The following is a 21,490-nucleotide window of genomic DNA, read 5'->3' as shown; positions in this document are numbered from 1 at the left end:
GTGCCGACAATCTGCGAGGTCGGGGTCACCAGTGGAATAAAGCCGAGGTCTGCGCGCACGCGGGGGATTTCCGCCAGCACCAGGTCAAGCTTGTCTGCCGCGTTCTGCTGCTTCAGCTGGCTTTCCAGGTTGGTCAGCATGCCGCCCGGCACCTGCGCCACCAGAATGCGGCTGTCATAGCCTTTCAGCTGGCCTTCAAAGGCGTGATATTTTTTGCGCACCTCGCGGAAATAGGCGGCGATATTTTCCAGTTTGTTAATGTCGAGCCCGGTGTCATGCTCAGTGCTGGCCAGCGTGGCGACCAGCGCTTCGGTAGCCGGGTGGCCGTAGGTGGCGCTCATCGAAGAGATGGCGGTATCCACACCGTCAACGCCGGCTTCAATGGCTTTCAGCAGCGCCATCTCCGCCATCCCGGTGGTGGCGTGGCAGTGCAGATGCAGCCGTACGTCGTAGCGTTTTTTGATTTCGCTGACCAGCTCATAGGCCGCCATCGGGGTCAGGATGCCGGACATATCTTTGATGGCGATAGAGTCAACGCCGGTTTCCAGCAGCTGTTCGGTCAGGTCCAGCCAGGTCTGCAGGGTGTGCACCGGGCTGGTGGTGTAGGAGAGCGTGCCCTGGGCATGGGCGCCGTGGCTGCGCACCGCCTGCAGGGCGGCTTTCATATTGCGCGGGTCGTTCATGGCATCGAAAACGCGGAACACGTCCATGCCGTTTTTCACCGCCCGCTCGACAAAGCGCTCGACCACATCGTCGGCATAGTGACGGTAGCCGAGCAGGTTCTGCCCGCGCAGCAGCATCTGCAGCGGGGTCTTCGGCATGGCTTTTTTCAGCTCGCGCAGGCGCAGCCACGGGTCTTCGCCGAGGAAACGGATGCAGGCGTCAAAGGTGGCACCGCCCCAGCATTCGAGCGAGCCGTAGCCGACGTCATCAAGCTGAGCGGCAATGGGCAGCATGTCATCAAGGCGCAGACGGGTGGCAAACAGGGACTGATGGGCGTCGCGCAGGACGACATCGGTAATAGCGAGAGTCATGGTTCCCTCCGGAACTTAAGCGTTAAGACGGTGATGGTGAATGGCCGCGGCAATCACCGGCTTTAAGCGGGTGAAGTCATCCACGGCGGGCACGGCGCGCGGCGCGGGAGTGGCGACGGGCTCGGGGAAGAAACGGGCGATGGCGGTGGACATCATGCGAATAGCGAAAATAAGCAGGAACAGAAACGCCAGCACGAATCCCATCCCGAGGAACATCAGGGTGAAGCCTTCACCCAGCAGTACGGCAGCAGTCATAAAATGGCCTTCAAAAAGAAGGCACAATAATGGCGCTGCCCACGCGATGAATAATAAGAGTGAATTTTCCGGATCGCCCCCGATCGGAAACCTCATTTATTCAAATGTGAAGCAGCAACCATTACCGTGCAATTAGCTTATTTAATAAAACTCACGTGCTGACAAATTTCATCCGCGACGATCTCTTTACGCTGGTTGAAAATAACTTTGTTCTGCTCGAACAGGTTATTACCATGCGTATCAATCGAAACAATTAACGGGCCGAACTCTTTAACCCGGCAAACCCACAGCGTTTCCGGCATACCGAGATCGCGCCACTGCGCATCCTCAATCTCTTCAACGCAGACCGCCGCCACCACCGCACAGCCCGCAGGGAACACGCAGTGCAGCGCCTTATGCTCCGAGCAACCCTCTTCAGTGCCTTTGCCCATACCGCCTTTGCCAACAATTAACTTCACGCCGGTTTTAGCAATAAACTCTTTTTCAAACTTCTCCATGCGCATACTGGTAGTTGGGCCAACGGAGACCATTTCGAATTTATCGTCAGAACCTTTTATTGGCCGAACAATCGGACCAGCATGCAAAATTGCGCCGCCGTCAATATTCACCGGCAGTTCGCGACCGCCTTCAATTAAGCGGCGATGCGCCACGTCACGACAGGTAACAATATGACCGTTGAGGTAAATAATATCGCCCGCCTTAATATCCGCTAAATCTTCATCTTTAATCGGCGTGGTGAGAATTTTTTTAGTCATCAGAAAGTCACTCCTGTGTGAGAGGTGATGGTGTAATTCAGATCTTTATCGAAAACGATATGACCTTTACGGTGCGACCAGCAGCCGACGTTAACCGCCACGCCGATGGTAGAAGGATGGCGAGCGGTATTTTCAATATTGACGCCCATGACTGAGGTATTACCGGACATGCCCTGCGGACCAAGGCCAATCTTATTGATGCCGTCTTCCAGCATTTTCTCCAGCGAAGCCGCTCGTTCATTGTCGTTGCGCGACCCAACCGGACGCATCAGCGCTTTTTTCGACAGCAGCGCTGCCGTCTCAACAGAGGTGGCCACCCCAACGCCCACCAGCAGCGGCGGACAGGCGTTCAGGCCATAGCTGGTCATCACGTCCAGCACGAAACGGGTCACCCCTTCGTAGCCTGCTCCCGGCATCAGCACCATCGCTTTCCCCGGCAGCGAGCAGCCGCCGCCCGCCATGTAAGTGTGAATACTGCACTGGTCAGAATCAGGAACAATTTCCCAGAACACCGTTGGCGTGCCTTTACCGACGTTTTTGCCGGTGTTGTATTCGTCAAAGGTCTCAACGCTGTTATGGCGCAGCGGAGAGTCAACCGTCGCCTGGATTACCGCTTCACGCAGCAAGGCCTCCAGCTCGCCGATCAGCGGAAAGTTCGCACCGCACTCCACGAGGAACTGGATAACGCCGGTATCCTGGCAGGAAGGACGATCTAACTCCTTAGCCAGACGTTGGTTATCGAACATGGTGGTGAAGATGACGTTCGCCAGCTGACTGGTCTCTTTTTTCTGTAATTCTTCCAGTTTGACCGTGACGTCATCAGGTAAGACTTTACCGGTATATCCCACAAATTTGGCCATAACATCGGTCATATGGGATATCTGCTCACGTTTGCTCATAAATACTCCTTAGTCAGAACAGCGTCCGTAAATTACGGGTGAAAAGGGAAAAGGATTGGCAGCAGAATCAGGCTGACAATGGTGGAAACGATGATTAGAGGGATACCGGCTTTGGCGTAATCGACGAACTTATAGCCGCCAGCGGAGAGCACCATCATATTGGCGGGCATCCCGATAGGTGTGGCATAGGCGCAGGAACTACCGATGACCGTTGCCATCAGCACGGCGCGCGGGTCGGCACCCATGCCTGCGGCGATGGAGAGGCTCACCGGCACCAACAGCGCAACAGTTGCGGTATTGGACATAAAGTTGGTCATGATAACCGACAGAGCAAACACCACGACCAGCAGCATAAACGGTGAGGAACTGTCCCCGAGCAGGCCAATTACGTAGTCCGCTACCAGCTTGCCAGCCCCGGTCATTTCCAGCGCTTTTGCCAGCGCCAGCGTGCCACCGAAGATGAAAATAGTTTGTGAATCAATCGCCTTATAGGCCTGTTTTTCCGTCAGTACACCGCTAACAACCAGCACCAGTGCACCGATACAACCGGCAACCGCAAGGCTAATCCCGGTCTGTTTTTCGAAAATCATGCCGAGGATCGTGGCGATCAGCACCACCAGTGACAGGATCTGCTTCCAGCGCGGCACGTGACTGTAATCACGCTGCTCGCCAATGCTGCCAACTTCGCCGTTGTTGGGATGATTTGGCAGGAATTTATAGCCAATAGTCAGGAAGTAAATCATGCCGCAAACCAGCATCGGCAGACCGACTTTAGCGTACTCAAAGAAGCCAAAACCGCTGCCAATATTCTGCAGCGCCGACTGCGCAATCAGGTTGCCCGGCGCGCCAATCAGCGACAGGTTACCGCCCAGCGCGGCGGCAAAAACCAGCGGCATCAGCAGGCGGGAGCGGGTAAATCCCGATTTAGCCGCCACGCCAATGACAACCGGAATCAGCACCGCCGCAGTGCCGGTGTTGGAGAGAAAACCGGACATCACGCCAACCACCACCATGATGGTGAAGATCAGCTGCTTCTCCGTTTTTGCAAAATAGGTAATCACGCCGCCGACTTTGTTTGCCATGCCGGTTTCAAACAGCGCGCCGCCGACAATAAACATCGCCACAAAGAGGATGACGTTGGTATCGATGAAGCCGGAAAACGCCTGCTTCAGATCGAGGACACCGGTGAGAACAAGCGCCACGCAGACGATCATCGAGGTGACCGCAAGCGGCACTTTTTCCCAAACGAACATTGCAATGGCAAACACCAGTAAGCATAGGGTGATGGTAATAGGTTCCATGTTTATAATTATCCTATCAATGATATATGATATTGTATCCAATATTGACGAGGCAAAATTATTCCCATACAAAAACTAAGTCAATTCGTTTTTCAGGAAAGCTTCAGGATTGAGATCTGCGTCAAGATCGTCATACGATCCTGACGGTCAACGATGAAATTAGGGTCAGAAGGCTATCGCCTGCGGTGATACGCAGGCGGGAAGATCAGGATGTGGGCTCTTCAACGTAGCGCGTCAGCATATTCTCCATAGAACGGATAATGTGTGCGCGCATACGCTGCCGGGCCAACGTCTCATCATGAATTTCAAGGGCTTGCAGAATACTTTTATGTTCCTGGATGGAAATTTCGGCATACTCTTCTTCGGTAACCTTGTGGCCCATTGAGAGTCCATTCCACATGTTACAAAGCAGTACTTTCATCTTTTCATTGCCTGCCGCATTCCAGATTTCCATGTGAAATGCCTGGTTCAGGTCTGAGTATTCAGCGGAGTTATTGGCGGCCAGCGCCTTTTCTGCCGCGTAATGCACCTGTGCAATACGCGAAATATCGGTTCCGGGGCGAGAGGCTTTAGCAACGGCCTCGCTTTCAAGCAGAGCACGGATCTCATAATGCTCGCGAATCGTCTGCTCGTTGATCCCTAAAACCACCGCGCCTTTATTAGGGCGAACCTTAATTAACCCATCGGCGGCCAGAATCTGAAACGCTTCGCGTACTGGCATGCTGGATACGCCAACCATTCCAGCGATCCCTTCCAGGGTAATCTCCTGACCCTCTACTAATTCCCGCGACAGAATAGCCTTACGCAGCACCGCAGCTACCTGTTCTTTCGCTGAAAGAAGCTTAATTTTCCCTAATTTAGGCTTCTGCACTTTCCCAATCCTTCATATGTTGACGCATTATTTCCGCTAAAGAGAGGAAATAACGCTGCGTAGCCTGCACAATCTCGTCGTGTTGGCCCCGGCCTATCGCCGCGCTGAGTTCCATCAGCAGCAACGCTGACTCCTGGCACTCTTCCTTCAGATGTAGAATCACATAGGAGATATAGCCATCCAGGAACTGCTGATAGGCTTTCTCAAGATAGCGATTGTTAACATAAGCAATCAGCGCAAGGTGAAACTCAAGCTCAAGCGTTTTGTCTTGCCCGCTCGCCAGCGCCTGGGCGCGAGCGCTCAGCACGTCTGATGCCGTTGACGGAATAAGCGTAAACAACTCTGCAGCCATCACCGCAATAACGCGAAAAATATGGCTGACATGGTCGGGCTCAAGATGGGCAACCTGCATATGCCGATTGGGCAAACGGATCAAAAATCCTTCTTGCTCAAGCGACTGCAGTGCCTCGCGAACCGGCATGCGAGAAAGCCCCAACTGCTCAGCAATACTCTCCTGCGCCAGCTCTTCTCCTGCACGAATATTGCCGGAGAGAATCTCATAGCGCAGCATTTGGGTAATGTGATCGCGAGTTTGCTTTCTTTGGATCTTTTTCACGACGTTCTCGTTGATAACCAATAAGACGCGGGGAGTTTAGCAGATTTAACGTTTGATCGAGCAACCTGTTTGCGGGCACGCGGCCCGAAAGAAGCCGGAACGAACGTTCCGGCATCACACACTATTTATTAATAAAATCTTCGCCAAGCTGAATATCTTTTCTCAGCGTATCCAGCATCCCTTCCAGCGCCTGCTGCTCGTAAGCGCTCAGTTTGCCAATAGACTGACGTTCTTCAATCCCGTTTTTGCCGAGCAGCAGCGGCTGTGAGAAGAAACGAGCGTATTCGCCATCGCCTTCAACATAGGCACACTCAACCACCCCTTTCTCGCCCTGCAAGGCGCGAACCAGAGACAGCCCAAAGCGTGCTGCAGCCTGGCCCATGGACAGCGTGGCTGACCCGCCGCCGGCTTTTGCTTCCACCACTTCGGTACCCGCATTCTGGATACGTTTGGTCAGGTCATTCACCTCCTGCTCGGAGAAACTGACCCCTGGGATTTGCGACAATAAAGGAAGAATCGTGACGCCGGAGTGGCCGCCGATAACCGGAACTTCGACGTCGCCGCATTTTTTACCTTTCAGTTCAGCGACGAAGGTATTGGAGCGGATGATATCCAGCGTGGTCACGCCGAACAGTTTATTTTTGTCGTACACGCCCGCCTTTTTCAGCACCTCGGCGGCGATCGCCACGGTGGTGTTCACCGGGTTGGTAATGATACCAATGCAGGCTTTAGGCGCGGTTTTTGCGATTTGTTGCACCAGGTTTTTGACAATCCCGGCGTTAACGTTGAACAGATCGGAGCGATCCATACCGGGCTTACGAGCTACCCCGGCAGAGATCAGGACAACATCCGCCCCTACCAGCGCAGGCGTCGCATCTTCACCGGAGAAACCTTTGATGTTCACATCAGTAGGAATATGGCTGAGATCGACAGCCACGCCAGGCGTGACGGGGGCAATATCATAGAGGGAGAGTTCTGAACCTGAAGGCAGTTGGGTCTTTAGTAGTAGGGCAAGCGCCTGGCCAATACCGCCGGCGGCACCAAGGACTGCGACTTTCATCCTAAACTCCTTATTATGGTTAATGACATTCAGGTAATAACCTGTCGTGGACCGCATAACCGACGCAAGAGATACCTGTTGTTACTCCGTTGCGGCGACCTTAATTCACAAGGTAAATAATTACAATATAATTGCTTACAGAATGCGGAGCCTCCAGCAGCATTGCTGGCGTTACCGCACTACTCCCAGAAAAAGGTCTATCTACGAAACCAAACTTTCATCAACTATCGATTACAATATACTCAGCATGTTGCGTAAAACAACAGCAATTTAATAACAATTCATTTACTTTTAACTTATTTGGATCCCGTGATATAGGCATGTTTCTTAGGTCTAATTTTTGCTAAAATCCCGCCTTTCTCTATTTGGCCTAGCCCCTTGGGATAAATTGTTTTGCATAAAAATTCACCTATATGCATAATAATGTTAATTTCACCACCATAGTCAGGTGACTTATGCGAAGTTCCACTAAACAAGAAGAATTAGTTAAAGCCTTTAAAGCATTACTGAAGGAAGAAAAATTTAGCTCTCAGGGCGAAATTGTTCAGGCCTTACAGGAAGAAGGCTTCGATAATATCAACCAGTCCAAAGTCTCCCGCATGCTGACGAAGTTTGGCGCAGTGCGTACCCGCAACGCCAAAATGGAAATGGTTTACTGCCTGCCTGCTGAGCTGGGCGTGCCAACCACCTCCAGCCCACTGAAGAACCTGGTTCTGGATATTGACTACAATGACGCTGTCGTCGTCATTCATACCAGCCCTGGTGCGGCGCAGCTGATTGCACGTCTGCTGGATTCGCTGGGCAAAGCGGAAGGGATTCTCGGCAGCATTGCCGGTGATGACACGATCTTCACCACGCCTGCTCGGGGTTTCACTGTTAAAGATCTCTACGAGGCCATTCAGGTTCTGTTCGAACAGGAACTGTAATCCCTCGCGATACTCCTCTGGTTCCTCCGGAGGAGTCTGTTTTCCCGCCAACGCCCCGCCGTTTTCACTGCCGTTCCGTTAACATTTAGTGCGATTCTTTGTGCATTCACATAGATGCAGTGAATATATCCCGACTTAAGCGCACAAAACATCAAATTATCCTATCTTTTTGATTTTACGCATTATTGGCCGACAACTTTGCCAAAATATGCGTTTTTTTATACGTATATGTTCTAAAAATGACGATTCCTGACAAGTAATTACACGAGAAACAATTAGCGGGGTATTAATATTTCATGTGATTAGTGTATACTTAATTTCGTGATGAGGGTCACAAAACAAAGGCCTTCCAAAAAAATTCGACGAGGTGAGTATCATGAAAATCAAAACTACCGTTGCCGCTCTGAGCATCCTATCCGTTATCTCGTTTGGCGCTTTCGCCGCTGATTCTATCAACAGCGACCAGGCACAAACCCGTCAGTCAATCGGCACCGTTTCCATTGGTTCCGTCGGTTCAACCCCGATGGATATGCATGAGATGCTGAACAAGAAAGCGGAAGAACAAGGTGCATCGTCTTACCGCATCATTGAAGCGCGTACTGGCGATCGCTGGCATGCAACGGCTGAACTGTATAAATAAGACGCAGTACGTCGGTATTGAAAAAAAATATCCCCAGCGGTCCCAGGAATAAGCATCAGCATCCTCTCACCGCTGCAAAATAAGGTGAGGAGTAAAGTATATGAAAAGCGCAATTATCATCGCATCCCTTGGTCTGGCATCCGTACTCTCTTTCGGCGCAAGCGCCGCAGTACATCAGGTGAGTGCAGATCAGGCACAGAACCTACAGTCCATCGGCACCGTTTCCGTTTCACAGATAGGTAGCGACCCAATGGATATGCGTAGCCAGTTAGCCGCAAAAGCAGAGAAAGAAGGCGCTAGCAGCTACCGCATTATCGAAGCCCGTTCCGGCGACAGCTCGCACGCTACGGCTGAACTGTACAAATAAACCCTCGTCGTCTTGTCCGACGACTTGCCCTCGCCTTTCGGCGAGGGCTTTTTTTATCCGCGCTGAACGTTAAACCGCAGCATGCCTTCCAACTCCTCTTCCGCTTCATCAAACAGCAGAATCAGCGCGCCGTAGCGTCGTCGCTGCTTATCGTCCATGTGCAGGAATTCAATCTCCAGCGGTAGCGGTATTACATTGCCGGTCACCACGCTCCAGAGCGCGTCCAGATCGCGAATCGACTCACGATCGAGGGCAAAAAGACGGGCGAACTCCCGATAAAAATCGCCCTGATCCTCTATCTCGTCAAAATCAAAAGTATAGATTTTCATCTTACGCCCTCTCCCCTATTCAACAGACTAAAGTCCCCCAATGTGCAGCGTTTTCACCTCGAGGTACTCTTCCAGCCCCAGTACTGAACCTTCACGCCCAAGCCCCGACTCCTTCACGCCGCCAAACGGCCCCAGCTCGGTTGAAACGGCACATTCGTTAATGCCGATCATACCGCTCTCCAGCGCCTGCGAGACACGGAAGACGCGGGACAAGTTCTGAGTGTAGAAATAGGCCGCCAGGCCGTAAGGCGTATTATTCGCGCGCTGAATAACTTCGTCTTCATCGCTAAAACGGAAGCAGGCCGCCAGAGGACCGAACGTCTCCTCCTGCGCCAGCAGCATTTTTTCCTGACAGTCACCCAGCACCGTCGGCTGCCAGAAGTTACCGCCCAGCGCATGCGGCTGCCCACCAGCTAGCACTTTGGCTCCTTTCGCTACAGCATCCTCAACGTGTTCGCGCACTTTTTTAACCGCCGCGGCCTCAATCAATGGCCCCACGATCACGCCGTCATCCAGCCCGTTCCCCACCTTCAGCGCCTTCACGGCGGCGGCAAGCTGGCTGACGAAGCGCTCATACACGCTGTCGTGAATATAAAAACGGTTTACACTCACGCACACCTGTCCGGCGTTGCGGAACTTATTGGCGATAGCACCCTGTACGGCAGCATCAATATCCGCATCTTCAAAGACGATGTACGGCGCGTTGCCGCCGAGCTCCATAGAGACTTTCTTCATGGTTTCCGCAGCGTTACGCGCCAGCGTTTTGCCCACCGAGGTTGATCCGGTAAAGGAGATTTTTCGCACGTCATGGCTTGCCATAATCGCATCGCTAATCTCCAGCGTATTCCCCGCCACGGCGTTCAGCACCCCGTCCGGAATCCCCGCTTTCTTCGCCAGCACCAGCAGTGCGAACGCGCACAGTGGCGTGTTATTGGCGGGTTTAATCACCCCGGTACAGCCAGCCGCCAGCGCTGGGCCAAGCTTACGGGTGAGCATCGCCATCGGGAAGTTCCACGGCGTAATCGCCGCCACCACCCCGATAGGCTCGCGGGTTGCCAGAATGCGTGAACCCGGCTTCGCCGGTGGAATTATCTCGCCGTTAGCCCGTTTTCCCTGTTCGGCAAACCACTGGATAAAGCTCGCCGCGTAGTCCACCTCGCCCTCCGCCTCTTTCAGCGGTTTGCCCTGTTCGATGGTCATCAGTTTCGCCAGCCAGCTTTTATGTTCGATGATGAGCTGATACCAGCGATACAGCAGCTCCGATCGCGCCTTCGCCGTTTTCCCCCGCCAGAGTGGGAACGCGCGGGCGGCGGCGGCAATCGCCTGTTCCGTTTCCTGCTTTCCGGCCTTCGCGACTTTGGCGACGACCTCGCCCGTCGCGGGGTTGAGCACATCAAAGGTGGTGTCGAGCTGATGCCATTCGCCGTTCACCAGGTAGCCCGTTTGAAAGAGATCGTTGTCCTGCCATGCTTGCGTGGTCATTACACCCTCCTGAAAAGTGTTTCCATCTAAGTATAGCTATCGCTTTTAGCGTAATAGTTGTCAGAATAACGATAGTCTTATTAACGGAAAGGAGCCTGCGGTGAAACGTGAATATCCTGTTTTTGATAAGCTGTGCCACGAGCTTGGGCTGGCACATCTGGCGAGCGATCGCGTGACGTTCACCGGTACAGAACCGGTCTATCCGACGCCGTTTGCCATTGGAGAGGCGGCCGCCTCCGCGCTAGCGCTACAAGGGCTGATGCTCGATGTGCTGCGAGGTAAGCAGCAGGAAATTACCGTTGATTGCCATAGCGCTGCCGCCTCAACCCACGCGGTCACCTTCCAGCAGCAGAACGGCTATAACTGGCAGTACAATGACCCGGACTACCCCACCACTGATTTCTATCTCACCGCCGACAACCGCTGGATTTTCCTGCACGGCGGCTATCCGCGTTTGCGTGATGGCATTCTGGATATTCTCGACGTGCCCAATAACCGTAGCCGCGTGGCGCAGGCCGTGGCGAAGTGGGAGGCGCAAAAGCTGGAGCAGACCATTGCCGACGCTGGGCTGTGCGCTGCCATTGCCCGCAGTCGTGAAGAGTGGCTGGCACATCCGCAGGGGCTGGCGGTGAGTCAGGAGCCGCTGATTCGCCTGACACGGATGACCGATAGCGCACCGAAAGCCCGCCGTTACGACACGCCACGGGTGCTGAAGTCGCTGCGCGTGCTGGACGCCACCCACGTGATCGCTGGGCCAACAGCGACCCGCGGCCTGGCGCAAATGGGTGCCGATGTACTGCACCTTTCATCCCCTTATCGCCCACGTATTTTGCCGTTCGACGTTGATACCAACCACGGCAAACGCAACGCGTATCTTGAACTCTCCACCGCCGAAGGTCGCGAGACGGCGGCGAAGCTGGTCCGCGAAGGCGATGTGTTTGTGCAAAGCTACCGTCCCGGCGCGCTTGCCCGCTATGGCCTGAGTGATGAAGAGATGGCGCAGATCAATCCCCAAATCATTGCGGTTAACCTGAACTGCTACGGCCATCGTGGGCCGTGGAAAACACGGCCGGGCTTCGAGCAGCTTGCTCAGACCGTGACCGGTATGGCGGTAGCCCAGGGCGGCGCAGGCCAGCCGGTGCTGGGGCCAACCTATCCGAATGATTATCTCAGCGGCTATCTCGCCACGCTTGGCGTGTTGATGGCGCTGGAGCGTCAGCGTAATGAAGGCGGTGCATGGCGGGTAGATGTGTCATTGTGCCGGACGGCGACGTGGCTGCAACAGTTGGGCAAGCAGGCGGATTATCAGACGATTGCGCCACCAAGCGAAGCGGCGATTACCCGTTGTATGGTGACCGAGCAGGGACCATTCGGCGAGTTAAGCTACTTCAACAGCGCGCTGGAACTTGCACAAACACCGATGGCGTTTGCGATGCCGGCCATGCCGTTAGGGGCGCATCGCGCGGAATGGTGGTAGGGCTCCCGGAGTCGCTGCTGGCAGAGATCACCTTGTCAGCCGTGCGGCGCAGTTGGCGGTGGAACGCCGACAGATCGTCATTCACCGGAATGGGCGCATCGCGCAGACGTTGGTGCGCAATAATCAGCGTCAGCGCCAGGCGGAACTTGGCAATATCACCGGGGAACTTGTTCAGCAGTAAGAACAGCTGCTGGTAGAGCCCCGGCAGATGGTTCTCTTTCCGACGCGCCATATTGGTGGTCATCGCCGATACCGCCGCAAACACAAACTGGTTCAGCAGCACGCGCCCGGTACGCAGGCGGGAGTTATCGCGGATCAGCAGAATAACGATAAACGCCATGAAGCAGCCAACAATCTGCCCTAATGCGCTATCAAGGAACTGGCTGAAGTGGAAGGTCATCGGGTTATCCAGCACCAGGATGTTGATGGTACTGGCCAGTGCCCCCATCGAGCCCAGCCGCCGTTTTTGCACTTCAATACCGATAAAGAAGCACATCACCGCCAGGCTAATACACAGCAGCAGCATGCTTTGCTGGGTCGCGGGAATGATGATCAGGAAATAGAGCGCCCCCAGCGGCAGCGCCGCGATGGTGCCGTAGATAAAGTCTATCGCCACCATGCGCGGGTTCGGCAGACGCATTGCCAGCGAGGTGACCACGGCGATCATTACCATCGCCCCGCTACCGGAGGTCCAGCCGGTCCACAGCCAGAACAGAATGCCCAGCGCGCAGGAGAGCGTGGTGCGCCAGAAGTTAATCATCGCGTGGTGACGCTCGGCGGATTCCGGGCGCACCACCACTTCACTTTGCAGGATCTCTTCTTCGCGGGCGCTGATTTTGGCATTGCCAATCACCCCGCGCTTGAGCAGCAGATAACGCGTCGCGGCCCCTACCCAGCTGTAGATAGTGACCGGCGTATCGTGCTCGCCTGTCCACGCCAGCACGCGGCGCATCCGTTTAAGCTGACGATGAACATCCTGCACCGTCTCAACCGGCTCTTCGAACAGCTCGCGATAGGCGTCAGTGACCAGCTCAGGCCGCGAGTTTTGCATGATGAAGGTTTCACAAGCCTGGGTCACCATGGTCAACGAAACGGTATTCAGCGCCTTCAGTCGGCGGTTGGCCCACGCCCAGCGTGAGGACTCCATATTCAGGTTGCCGCGCATCCCTTCCAGCGCTGCCGTACGCCGCAGCAGCGCCAGCCAGGCCTTGTCCATTTCATCGCTGTCGCCGTGCTTGATACACAGCTGCATCAGGCGATATTGATCGATGAGGATACCGTCGAGTTCGTTATCGATCTCTTTTTTGATCGATCGCGGCGAAAACAGGAGATCGGCGACGATCGCACAGATAATCCCCAGCACGATCTCGCTGCAGCGCTCAACGGCAAACTGCGGCGTCAGCAACGGTTCGGCCTGAATGGTGATGACGATAATCAGCGCCGTGTAGCCGGAGAGCCCCCAGGCATAGGAGTTCTCCACGCGCACCAGCGAGGAGATCCAGGTACAGAAACCGGCCCAGATACTACAGACCAACAGCATCAGCAGCGGCGCGCGAATCATGGCGATGATAATCACTAGCGCCGCAATACAGCCAATAAAGGTGCCGACAATACGCAGCATCCCACGATAGCGAATCGCCCCTGCATAGGGTTCCCCACCTGCAGCAAAGGCCGGGCCAGCCGCCACGATAGCGGCAGTCAGTACCGCCCAGCGGGGCGTTTCAAGCTGAAAGTGAAAGCCGACAAACAGCGCCAGCACCACCGCGCATGCCAGTTTGACGGCAAAGCGGATGTGCTGGTTGGCAATACTAAAAATGCCCATGGCGATTAACCGAACTCACGCAGGCGCAGCGCCAGCTTCTGGAAGAAGCTCATGCGGCTGGCATCGCGATCTTTCTCGCCGGTGATGACCACCGTGGCAGTAGTACCCGCAGGCCACAGGTTGCCCGTCTCTTCATCCAGACGAATACGCACCGGCACGCGCTGGGCCAGACGAACCCATTCGAGGTTAGAGTCGATGGTCGCCATCCCTTTGCTGTCAACGCTGCTGCTGGCGTTCGTCACGCCTGCCGCGACGCTATCAACGGTGCCTTTAATCACATGGTTGCTGCCCAGCGGGGTAATTTCGGCACGGTAGCCCGGACGGACGCTTGAGAGCTTGGTCTCTTCAAGGTAGGCCATCACGTAGAAGGAGTGCTGTTTGACCAGTGCCACCGCCGTCGAGCCGCGGGTGATAAACTCACCGGCATAGACGTTAAGGTTAGTCACCCAGCCATCTGCCGGGGCGCGGATCACCGTACGATCAAGGTCGAGGCGCGCCAGGTCACGGGTCGCCTGCGCTTTAGCAAGCTGGTGCAGCACGGTTTGCAGAACGTTATTGGATTGGTCAATCTCTTCGCGCGACATCGCGATGACGCCCAGCTTATTACGGCGCCCGGCTTCACGGCTTTTTTCATCGGCCAGCGCTTTATAATAGGCCACGTCAGCGTCGGCCTCTTCCAGCGCCTTCTTGTAGCGTGGCTGGTCAATGATAAACAGCACCTGATTTTTGCTAACCAGTTGGTTATCCTTGACCTGTACGTCGGTAATCAGGCCGGAAACGTCAGGGGCAATAGCGACAACGTCCGCGCTAAAACGCGCATCGCGCGTCCACGGAGATTCAGTGTAATAGACCCAGGCGCGGAAAATCGCGATGAACGCCAGGATGACCAGTATCACCGTAATAGCGGTGCGGGAGATTTTTCTTGTTAGTGTTTTCACATCTACCTCAGACGAACAAACGTGATATTAGATAAAACAGGCAGCAGTACAGTGCGGTGTTGAACAACGCAGGATGCCAGACAAAGTCGTAGATCCCGGTCGGCGTCAGCACGCGACGCACCAACCAAAAAATGGCGAGCGATAAGAGCAGCTCAAAGAAAATCGGCGGGAATGAGAGACCGAAAATCACGATGACAGGAAACAGGCTCATGTTGACCTTACTAGACTAGCGTGCAGGTGAGATTGGAACTTTAATTATTCAGCTAACAGTATTTTAACGTAACTGTTATCGCCTTATCTACATAGTGTGATGCAAATCACTTTTAAGCCAGAGTGAACAATGGAACGACTAAAACGGATGTCGGTGTTTGCCAAAGTGGTCGAGCAAGGCTCCTTTACCGCCGCGGCGCGCCAGCTACAAATGAGCGTTTCGTCCATCAGCCAGACTGTCTCTAAACTGGAAGATGAGCTGCAGGTCAAACTGCTTAACCGCAGTACTCGCAGCATTGGCTTAACCGAAGCCGGTAAAATTTACTACCAGGGCTGCCGCCGCATGCTGTTCGAAGTTCAGGATGTTCACGAGCAGCTTTACGCTTTTAACAACACGCCAATTGGCACGCTGCGCATTGGTTGTTCTTCAACTATGGCACAAAATGTCCTCGCTGCCATGACGGCGGAGATGCTGAAAGAGTATCCAGGTTTAACGGTGAATCTGGTGACGGGCATTCCGGCGCCGGACCTGATTGCCGACGGCCTGGACGTGGTGATCCGCGTGGGTGCGCTGCAGGACTCCAGCCTCTTCTCCCGGCGCCTTGGCAGCATGCCGATGGTCGTCTGCGCGTCGAAGAAATACCTCGCGCAGTTTGGCGTGCCCGAAAAGCCGGCGGACCTGAGTAACCATTCATGGCTGGAATATAGCGTGCGTCCCGATAACGAATTTGAGCTGATTGCCCCCGAAGGGTTGTCGACCAGGCTGCTGCCGGAAGGCCGATTTGTCACTAACGATCCGATGACCATCTCCCGCTGGCTGGTGGCCGGTGCGGGCATTGCCTACGTGCCGCTGATGTGGGTGATCAATGAGATCAACAGCGGTGAGCTGGAGATCTTATTCCCGCGCTATCAGTCCGATCCTCGCCCGGTGTACGCGCTGTATACCGAAAAGGACAAGCTGCCGCTCAAGGTGCAGGTCTGTATTAACTATCTGACCGACTATTTTGTCGAAGTGGCGAGGCTGTTCCAGGGGATGCGGGGAAGAAGAAAGGAATAGACGCAGGCCGGACAAGCGAAGCGCCATCCGGCCTACAAACAGACATCAATGCACCTCAAAATGAGGTGCATTTTTTTCAGATCAGGCAGTGCCGCCCACCGTCAGATTATCCACTTTCAGGGTTGGCTGGCCAACGCCAACCGGCAGGCTCTGGCCTTCTTTGCCGCAGACGCCCACACCGTTATCCAGCTTCAGATCGTTACCAACCATCGAGACCTGCTGCATGGTTTCGATACCGGAACCGATAAGCGTCGCCCCTTTCACCGGCTTGGTCACCTTACCGTTTTCAATCAGGTAGGCTTCCGAGGTGGAGAAGACAAACTTACCGGAGGTGATATCCACCTGGCCGCCGCCAAAGTTTGGCGCGTAAAGGCCGTACTCGACGGATTCAATGATCTCCTGCGGCGTGGATTTCCCGGCCAGCATGTAGGTGTTGGTCATACGCGGCATCGGCAGGTGCGCGTAGGATTCGCGGCGGCCGTTACCGGTAGGCGCAACGCCCATCAGACGTGCGTTAAGCTTGTCCTGCATATAGCCTTTGAGGATCCCGTTTTCGATCAGCACGTTGTACTGGCCCGGCGTCCCCTCATCGTCGATCGCTACGGAGCCGCGACGGTCAGACATCGTGCCATCATCCACGATGGTACAGAGTTCAGAAGCCACCAGTTGGCCCATCTGGCCGCTGAAGACCGAGGTGCCGCGGCGGTTGAAGTCGCCTTCCAGACCGTGACCGACCGCTTCATGCAGCAGTACGCCCGGCCAGCCCGCGCCCAGCACCACCGGCAGCGTACCCGCAGGCGCAGCCACCGCAGAGAGATTCACCAGCGCCATGCGCACCGCTTCTTTCGCCCAGGCATCGGCGCGCACTTCGCCGTCAAGGTCGGCAAGGAAGTAGTCATAGCCAAAGCGACCGCCGCCACCGCTGGCGCCGCGCTCGCGTTTACCGTCATCTTCCACCTGCACGCTAACTGACAGGCGCACCAGCGGGCGCACATCGGCAGCCAGCGTACCGTCGGTCGCGGCAACCAAAATCAGTTCATAGACGCCGGTCAGGCTCGCCGTCACTTCCTGCACGCGGCTGTCCGCCGCGCGCGCGACGCTGTCAACGCGGCGCAGAATATCCAGCTTCTCTTCGCGGGTCATGCTTTGCAGCGGATCCAGCGAGGTATAGAGCGCAGGGTGCTCAACCGCACCCAGCGTCTGCACTTTACCGTTACCCGCATCGCGCACGATGGTACGCGCTGCCTGCGCGCTCTGTTCCAGCGCCAGCAGGCTAATCTGGTCGGCGTAGGCGAAGCCGGTTTTCTCACCGCTCACCGCACGCACCCCAACACCCTGGTCGATATTGTAAGAACCATCTTTAATGATGCGATCTTCTAAAACCCAGGATTCGTGGTAGCTGGACTGAAAATAGAGATCGCCATAGTCCAGACGACGCTCCGTGAGTTGACCAAGAATGGCGAACAGATCCTGATGGTTCAGGCCGTTCGCTGCCAGCAATTGTTCACTTACCAGGTTTAGACTCATTATTTCGCTACTCGTTAATGGCCCGCGCGCCTCACGCATTTCGGGCCGGTATTCCGGGTGTTTGTCTTATGAGATTGAGGCAATTCAAGGCTTGCGTCAAATCATGGCTTTTTGTCGCTGCGCGCCTGGCGCAGCACTTCGTTAATCTGAGGCTTATCAATCGGGCCGGTGATGCGATAGCGCAGTATCGACACTTTGTTCCACAGCGGCCCCAGCACTTTGGTCGCAGCAAACACCGCGGCGCCAATAATCGGGTTCACCGCGAAAGCCGTCGCCACGCTGACCGTCGCCGAAATTTCCGGCGCAACGATGGCTTCCATATCCAGCTCGCGGCGCACCAGGTTAACCGACCCTTTCATGGCGATATCCGCCTCCAGGCCGTCCACCAGCGTATCATCCGTGTTCAGTACGCCGTCTTTGATCCACGCGGTGCTGCGGATGGAATCAAAGTAGAAGCCTTCGCTGAAGGTGTCGCTAAAGTCAAAACGCAGCTTACGCAGCAGCGCATCAACGCTCAGCAGACGTAGCAGTTGCCCGGCATGTCCGGTCGACAGATCGGTGAATTGCCCTTTGCCAACGTGCGATTTCAGAATGCCGTTAAGCGAAGCGACGTCTGGCTGCCACGGTTTATCGCGCCAATGTAAATCGTAGTCTACATCAACGGAAGAATCGCGAATCGGCGTCGAAACCCCGAAGAAAGCCGTCGCATCATCAATCTTATTGCCATGAATTTTGCCTTTCAGCGAGGTGCGCTGCCCGGACGGCGAGTTTACCCAGACGCCATCGGCGGTTAAGCGGCCAAAGCCGGTATCCACCAGCCCGTTGGCAAGCGTTAGGGTGTCGCCCTTCACATTGAAATCACCGTCGATGCGGCCATATTTCTGCCCCCACAGCCAGCATTCGGCGCAGCGCAGCTGCAGATCGGGCCAGCCACGGAAATCAATGGCGCTGCTGGCGGCAGCGGTGCTGAGCATCTTGTCTGAGGTAGCCTGCGCCAAAGGGTTCGCTGATGGGTTGTAGTAGAGATAGCGCACGGCAGCCTGCCACGGCGCGTGGTTTTTCATCGTCAGGCTGGCGTTAATTTCACGCCCCTGAGCTTCCACGCGGGTGCCGTCTACCGTCGGCTGGGACACCACGCTCAGGTTATTCCACTGCTGACCCGCAAAGGTCAGCGACGGAGTGCGCAGCGTAACGTTTTCCGGGAACGCAGCCGCGGAGCTCACACCATCGGCCGCGCCGTGCTGGAACAGCGCCAGCCACTGCGCGCCGTCCATTGGCGGCATATTCAATTCAACGCCCGGCGTTTGCGGCAGCGGCGGAATCGTCCGGCTATCCGAAGCCCAGATAGCGCTCTCCAGCGTCAGCTTTTTCCCCAGCAGCCAGCGGCTATTGAGATGGTTTTCCGGCCCGACGTTCCCAGTCAGAACAAAGCTGTGTAGGTTCCCGTCGACGTTGAGCTTCACGGGCAACGATTTACCCGCCGCTTTATCTGCCGGAGACGGTAAGCTACTGCTCAGATTTTGCAGATCGCTGGTGATGCCCACCTTGTAGCTCGCACTGCCGTGATACGGTAGTTCAATAGCGACGTTACCTTTCCACGGCACGCTGCCTTTAAGCGCATCGTTAAGCTGTTTTGGCAGCACGCCCGTTTTCGCTGGCTGCCAGTCCGCCTGCATGTTGACGCCCACCTGATAAGATTTCTCGCCCTCTTTGGTGGTGAAATCGACGTTCAGCGGTTGATTGAACCAGGTGGCGGTCAGCGGTTCGCTCGTCAGGTTGCCGTTATCAAAGCTAAAGCGGCCTTTAAGGTTATGCAGCGTGCTATCGAGCGGTTTGATAAACAGGCTGTTGTTGCTCAGCGCGACGTTACCGGTCGCTTTTACCCGCTCGCCGTCCAGCGGAATATCAAGATGTAAGCGGGCGCTCACATCGCCATCAAGCTGGAGTTCCTCAAGGGTCGCGCCGAGGGATTTGTCGAGCGGCGTCTGCTGGAAATACGGGCCGACGGCTTTGCCTGGGCCGTTGATATCAGCATCAATCAGCAGCTTCTCTTTGGCGTAGTCCGGGATCGCCGCGTCAAGATTGCTGGCGGTTACGCCGCCGAGCGCCGCTTTATCCGCCTTCATCCACAGACCAGCATTGATAAAGTTAAGCTCGATATTCAGGTTGGTCAGCGCAGGCCAGTCCGGCTGGAAGGCGAAGGTCGCATCATGCAGCGGCACATAGACCTGGAACTGACCTTCGTTATGCTCGTACGGGAACAGATGCGGGTTGCCGCCGTAAACCAGGGTGGCGTTCTCCGCCTTACCGGCTTTGATGGCGCCGCTCAGGTAGTCAACCAGCTTCGTCCCCATCAGGTTTTCCGGGAAGTAGCGCCAGGCCTGCCCGCCGTCGTCGGTGCTGATACCGGCCAGAATGCCCAGCCACGGCTGATCGTCCTTCGGTTGCAGATAGCGGAAACCACCGGCGGCGCGAACGCCCGTCGCCGTTACGTCAATGTCACGCCCATCGAGCATGAACCCTCTATCGTCATTGACCCAGTTGAGGGTCGCGGCGCCTTTGGCAATCTCCAACGGCGCGCGGAAGACGTGTTCGTACGGCATCTTCGCGTCTTTCATCGCCACATGCAGCGAACCATTCTCTACGCCGCCGGTAACGTACCCGGAGACATTCTCTGCGCCGGGCAGCAGCTTCCACTGCTTCCAGCCGAGGTCATTCCAGCTCGCGTTAAAGCGCGTTTTACCGGTGTCCTGCAGCGGAATATCAATTGCCAGCGTATCGACCATGCCCGCAGGCTGGGCGGTGCGCCAGATATCGGCAACCTCAGGTGAGAGTTTTTCAGCAATCGGCAGCAGGCCGTTCAGCCCTGCAGGTGAAAGATGGCTGGCGCGAATGCGCAATTCGTCACTACGCTGATGATTCGGGCCGCCCACCTCTTGCGCCGGGATCCACGCCAGCGCCAGCGCACCGCGTGGCCACGGCGTATCGTCGATGGTAATACGGGTATCAGGGATGCGAACTTCCCAGCCCTCTTTCTCACGCGACAGGTGCGCGGTGAGGTTATCTACCGCCAGATGATGTTCCTGCTGATCGCCCTGCCAGCTGGCACCGCCCTGCTTAAGCAGAACGTCGCCGCTGGCGATTTCGCCTTTATCCAGCGACGCCCAGCCTTCAAGGCTGAAGCGGGCGCTGGTCAGCGCAATGTTGTCCTGCATCCACTGGCCGAGCCACGGCTTCACGTCGATATCGTCCGCCTGGAGCCATAAGCGCCCTTTGTTCAGCAGGCCGTTTTCATCGCGCAGATCCATACGAACCTTCATCACCCCGTGCTGCCCGGTAAGGCTGGAGAGGCTCAGCTCCCCTTCGGCACGGTGGCGGTTGTCATCGTTCACCCAGGTCAGCTGGGGAATGGCCAGCTCGGCGCGCTGCCCGGAGAGGGTCAGGAAGCTTAAGTGGCTGTCGCGAAGGATGAAGTGGTCAAACTGACGCAGGAACAGATCGCCAAGGCTATCGCTCTTAAGGCTATCGCCACCGTCGTTATTTTGCAGCGGGGTATTGGTGTGGATTTGCAGCTGCCAGAAGGTCAGCTCACGAAACTGCCAGCGCATGTGCAGCAGGCTTTGCCAGACATCGAGCGCCATGGAAGCGCGTTTGATATCCAGCGTGCCGCCATCGTGCATGGCGACATGAATATCGCGCACGTCCAGCGTCGGGCCAAAGTTTTGCCAGCTGGCGTGTAGCTGTGAAGCGGATACCGGCAGCCCGGTCACCGCTTCAATTTTGCTCAGCAGTTCAGGGCGCCATTTATCCAGATGCGGCAAGGCGAGACGCAGGCCGCTCACCAGCAGCGCGACAACGACAATCAGTGTGGCTACGGTGAGCAGCAAAATCCCCGGCAATCGCCTCACGCATCTCTCCTTGGGT

Annotated in this window: 19 protein-coding genes and 1 pseudogene; 5 read left to right on the top strand and 15 right to left on the bottom strand. The window is 55.7% G+C overall.

The genetic code is table 11. The annotated features are described in order from the left end of the window. The 8 genes from HII27_RS23595 to mdh form a co-directional block, all read right to left on the bottom strand. Positions 1-1,034 (bottom strand): pyruvate carboxylase subunit B (locus tag HII27_RS23595; RefSeq protein ID WP_185669815.1); only part of this gene is annotated, 1,034 nt, incomplete at its 3' end. Between the two features lie 15 nt (positions 1,035-1,049). After that, positions 1,050-1,289: an oxaloacetate decarboxylase subunit gamma gene (locus HII27_RS23590; RefSeq protein WP_185669814.1), complete on the bottom strand. Its 240-nt coding sequence runs from the start codon at positions 1,287-1,289 to the stop codon at positions 1,050-1,052. A gap of 137 nt (positions 1,290-1,426) precedes the next feature. Further along, positions 1,427-2,044, bottom strand: coding sequence for a L(+)-tartrate dehydratase subunit beta (gene ttdB, locus HII27_RS23585; RefSeq protein WP_185669813.1), 618 nt, complete (start codon positions 2,042-2,044; stop codon positions 1,427-1,429). Continuing rightward, positions 2,044-2,943 (bottom strand): L(+)-tartrate dehydratase subunit alpha, encoded by a 900-nt coding sequence (gene ttdA, locus HII27_RS23580; protein WP_185669812.1) that lies wholly within the window; start codon positions 2,941-2,943, stop codon positions 2,044-2,046. The genes ttdB and ttdA overlap by 1 nt, the downstream gene beginning before the upstream one ends. Positions 2,944-2,975: 32 nt before the next feature. Continuing rightward, a complete protein-coding gene (locus HII27_RS23575) occupies positions 2,976-4,244 on the bottom strand; it encodes an SLC13 family permease (protein WP_185669811.1) in 1,269 nt (422 codons plus the stop codon). 205 nt (positions 4,245-4,449) lie between these two features. Beyond that, positions 4,450-5,115, bottom strand: a complete 666-nt coding sequence (locus HII27_RS23570; protein WP_185669810.1) for a GntR family transcriptional regulator — start codon at positions 5,113-5,115, stop codon at positions 4,450-4,452. Beyond that, on the bottom strand, positions 5,102-5,731 hold the full coding sequence (locus HII27_RS23565) for a GntR family transcriptional regulator (protein WP_185669809.1): 630 nt from the start codon (positions 5,729-5,731) through the stop codon (positions 5,102-5,104). The genes HII27_RS23570 and HII27_RS23565 overlap by 14 nt, the downstream gene beginning before the upstream one ends. Positions 5,732-5,852: 121 nt before the next feature. Beyond that, positions 5,853-6,791: a malate dehydrogenase gene (gene mdh, locus HII27_RS23560; RefSeq protein WP_185669808.1), complete on the bottom strand. Its 939-nt coding sequence runs from the start codon at positions 6,789-6,791 to the stop codon at positions 5,853-5,855. Between the two features lie 455 nt (positions 6,792-7,246). On the opposite strand from mdh, the gene argR reads away from it, so the two are divergent. The 3 genes from argR (at position 7,247) to yhcN (HII27_RS23545) (ending at position 8,724) form a co-directional block, all read left to right on the top strand. Further along, a complete protein-coding gene (argR, locus tag HII27_RS23555) occupies positions 7,247-7,717 on the top strand; it encodes a transcriptional regulator ArgR (RefSeq protein WP_185669807.1) in 471 nt (156 codons plus the stop codon). 376 nt (positions 7,718-8,093) lie between these two features. Further along, the gene (gene yhcN / locus HII27_RS23550) at positions 8,094-8,357 is read left to right on the top strand and encodes a peroxide/acid stress response protein YhcN (protein ID WP_185669806.1); all 264 of its coding nucleotides are present in this window, start codon (positions 8,094-8,096) and stop codon (positions 8,355-8,357) included. A gap of 100 nt (positions 8,358-8,457) precedes the next feature. Then, positions 8,458-8,724, top strand: a complete 267-nt coding sequence (yhcN, locus tag HII27_RS23545; protein ID WP_185669805.1) for a peroxide/acid stress response protein YhcN — start codon at positions 8,458-8,460, stop codon at positions 8,722-8,724. Between the two features lie 53 nt (positions 8,725-8,777). On the opposite strand, the gene HII27_RS23540 is transcribed toward yhcN (HII27_RS23545), so the two are convergent. After that, the gene (locus tag HII27_RS23540) at positions 8,778-9,053 is read right to left on the bottom strand and encodes a barstar family protein (RefSeq protein ID WP_185669804.1); all 276 of its coding nucleotides are present in this window, start codon (positions 9,051-9,053) and stop codon (positions 8,778-8,780) included. 27 nt (positions 9,054-9,080) lie between these two features. Then, positions 9,081-10,535 carry an NAD-dependent succinate-semialdehyde dehydrogenase gene (locus tag HII27_RS23535; RefSeq protein ID WP_185669803.1) on the bottom strand — a complete coding sequence of 485 codons (1,455 nt, stop codon included), beginning with the start codon at positions 10,533-10,535 and terminating at the stop codon, positions 9,081-9,083. Between the two features lie 100 nt (positions 10,536-10,635). Between HII27_RS23535 and HII27_RS27455 the strand changes: the two genes are divergently transcribed. Beyond that, positions 10,636-12,012, top strand: a complete 1,377-nt coding sequence (locus tag HII27_RS27455) for a CoA transferase (protein ID WP_185669802.1) — start codon at positions 10,636-10,638, stop codon at positions 12,010-12,012. 10 nt (positions 12,013-12,022) lie between these two features. Here HII27_RS27455 and aaeB read toward each other — a convergent pair. From aaeB to aaeX, 3 genes and pseudogenes are all read right to left on the bottom strand, one after another. Then, positions 12,023-13,834: pseudogene (aaeB, locus tag HII27_RS23525) on the bottom strand (p-hydroxybenzoic acid efflux pump subunit AaeB); the annotation flags it as partial. 5 nt (positions 13,835-13,839) lie between these two features. Further along, complete coding sequence (gene aaeA / locus HII27_RS23520) at positions 13,840-14,772, bottom strand: p-hydroxybenzoic acid efflux pump subunit AaeA (protein WP_185669800.1); 933 nt, start codon at positions 14,770-14,772, stop codon at positions 13,840-13,842. Positions 14,773-14,779: 7 nt separating this feature from the next. Then, entirely contained in the window at positions 14,780-14,983 is a 204-nt protein-coding gene (gene aaeX, locus HII27_RS23515) for a p-hydroxybenzoic acid efflux pump operon protein AaeX (protein WP_035891204.1), read from the bottom strand. 129 nt (positions 14,984-15,112) lie between these two features. On the opposite strand from aaeX, the gene aaeR reads away from it, so the two are divergent. Continuing rightward, positions 15,113-16,039 (top strand): HTH-type transcriptional activator AaeR, encoded by a 927-nt coding sequence (gene aaeR, locus HII27_RS23510; protein WP_185669799.1) that lies wholly within the window; start codon positions 15,113-15,115, stop codon positions 16,037-16,039. A gap of 81 nt (positions 16,040-16,120) precedes the next feature. Here the strand turns inward: aaeR and tldD are convergent, their stop codons facing one another. Then, a complete protein-coding gene (gene tldD, locus HII27_RS23505) occupies positions 16,121-17,566 on the bottom strand; it encodes a metalloprotease TldD (protein WP_185669798.1) in 1,446 nt (481 codons plus the stop codon). A 101-nt stretch (positions 17,567-17,667) separates the two neighbouring features. Beyond that, positions 17,668-21,474: an AsmA2 domain-containing protein YhdP gene (gene yhdP, locus HII27_RS23500; protein ID WP_185669797.1), complete on the bottom strand. Its 3,807-nt coding sequence runs from the start codon at positions 21,472-21,474 to the stop codon at positions 17,668-17,670. Positions 21,475-21,490 lie beyond the last annotated feature (16 nt).

Origin of the sequence: Kluyvera sichuanensis (genome assembly GCF_014218705.1) — a bacterium.
GTDB lineage: Bacteria > Pseudomonadota > Gammaproteobacteria > Enterobacterales > Enterobacteriaceae > Kluyvera > Kluyvera sichuanensis.
The sequence above is the reverse complement of the archived record's forward strand: the minus strand, read 5'-3'. Positions and strand labels throughout refer to the sequence as shown.

Coding starts and splice junctions, on each gene's coding strand:
- HII27_RS23535 (WP_185669803.1), bottom strand. CDS start 10,535: ATGACCACGCAAGCATGGCAGGACAACGATCTCTTTCAAACGGGCTAC.
- yhcN (WP_185669806.1), top strand. CDS start 8,094: ATGAAAATCAAAACTACCGTTGCCGCTCTGAGCATCCTATCCGTTATC.
- HII27_RS23575 (WP_185669811.1), bottom strand. CDS start 4,244: ATGGAACCTATTACCATCACCCTATGCTTACTGGTGTTTGCCATTGCA.
- ttdA (WP_185669812.1), bottom strand. CDS start 2,943: ATGAGCAAACGTGAGCAGATATCCCATATGACCGATGTTATGGCCAAA.
- mdh (WP_185669808.1), bottom strand. CDS start 6,791: ATGAAAGTCGCAGTCCTTGGTGCCGCCGGCGGTATTGGCCAGGCGCTT.
- aaeX (WP_035891204.1), bottom strand. CDS start 14,983: ATGAGCCTGTTTCCTGTCATCGTGATTTTCGGTCTCTCATTCCCGCCG.
- tldD (WP_185669798.1), bottom strand. CDS start 17,566: ATGAGTCTAAACCTGGTAAGTGAACAATTGCTGGCAGCGAACGGCCTG.
- ttdB (WP_185669813.1), bottom strand. CDS start 2,044: ATGACTAAAAAAATTCTCACCACGCCGATTAAAGATGAAGATTTAGCG.
- HII27_RS23590 (WP_185669814.1), bottom strand. CDS start 1,289: ATGACTGCTGCCGTACTGCTGGGTGAAGGCTTCACCCTGATGTTCCTC.
- argR (WP_185669807.1), top strand. CDS start 7,247: ATGCGAAGTTCCACTAAACAAGAAGAATTAGTTAAAGCCTTTAAAGCA.
- HII27_RS23540 (WP_185669804.1), bottom strand. CDS start 9,053: ATGAAAATCTATACTTTTGATTTTGACGAGATAGAGGATCAGGGCGAT.
- aaeR (WP_185669799.1), top strand. CDS start 15,113: ATGGAACGACTAAAACGGATGTCGGTGTTTGCCAAAGTGGTCGAGCAA.
- yhcN (WP_185669805.1), top strand. CDS start 8,458: ATGAAAAGCGCAATTATCATCGCATCCCTTGGTCTGGCATCCGTACTC.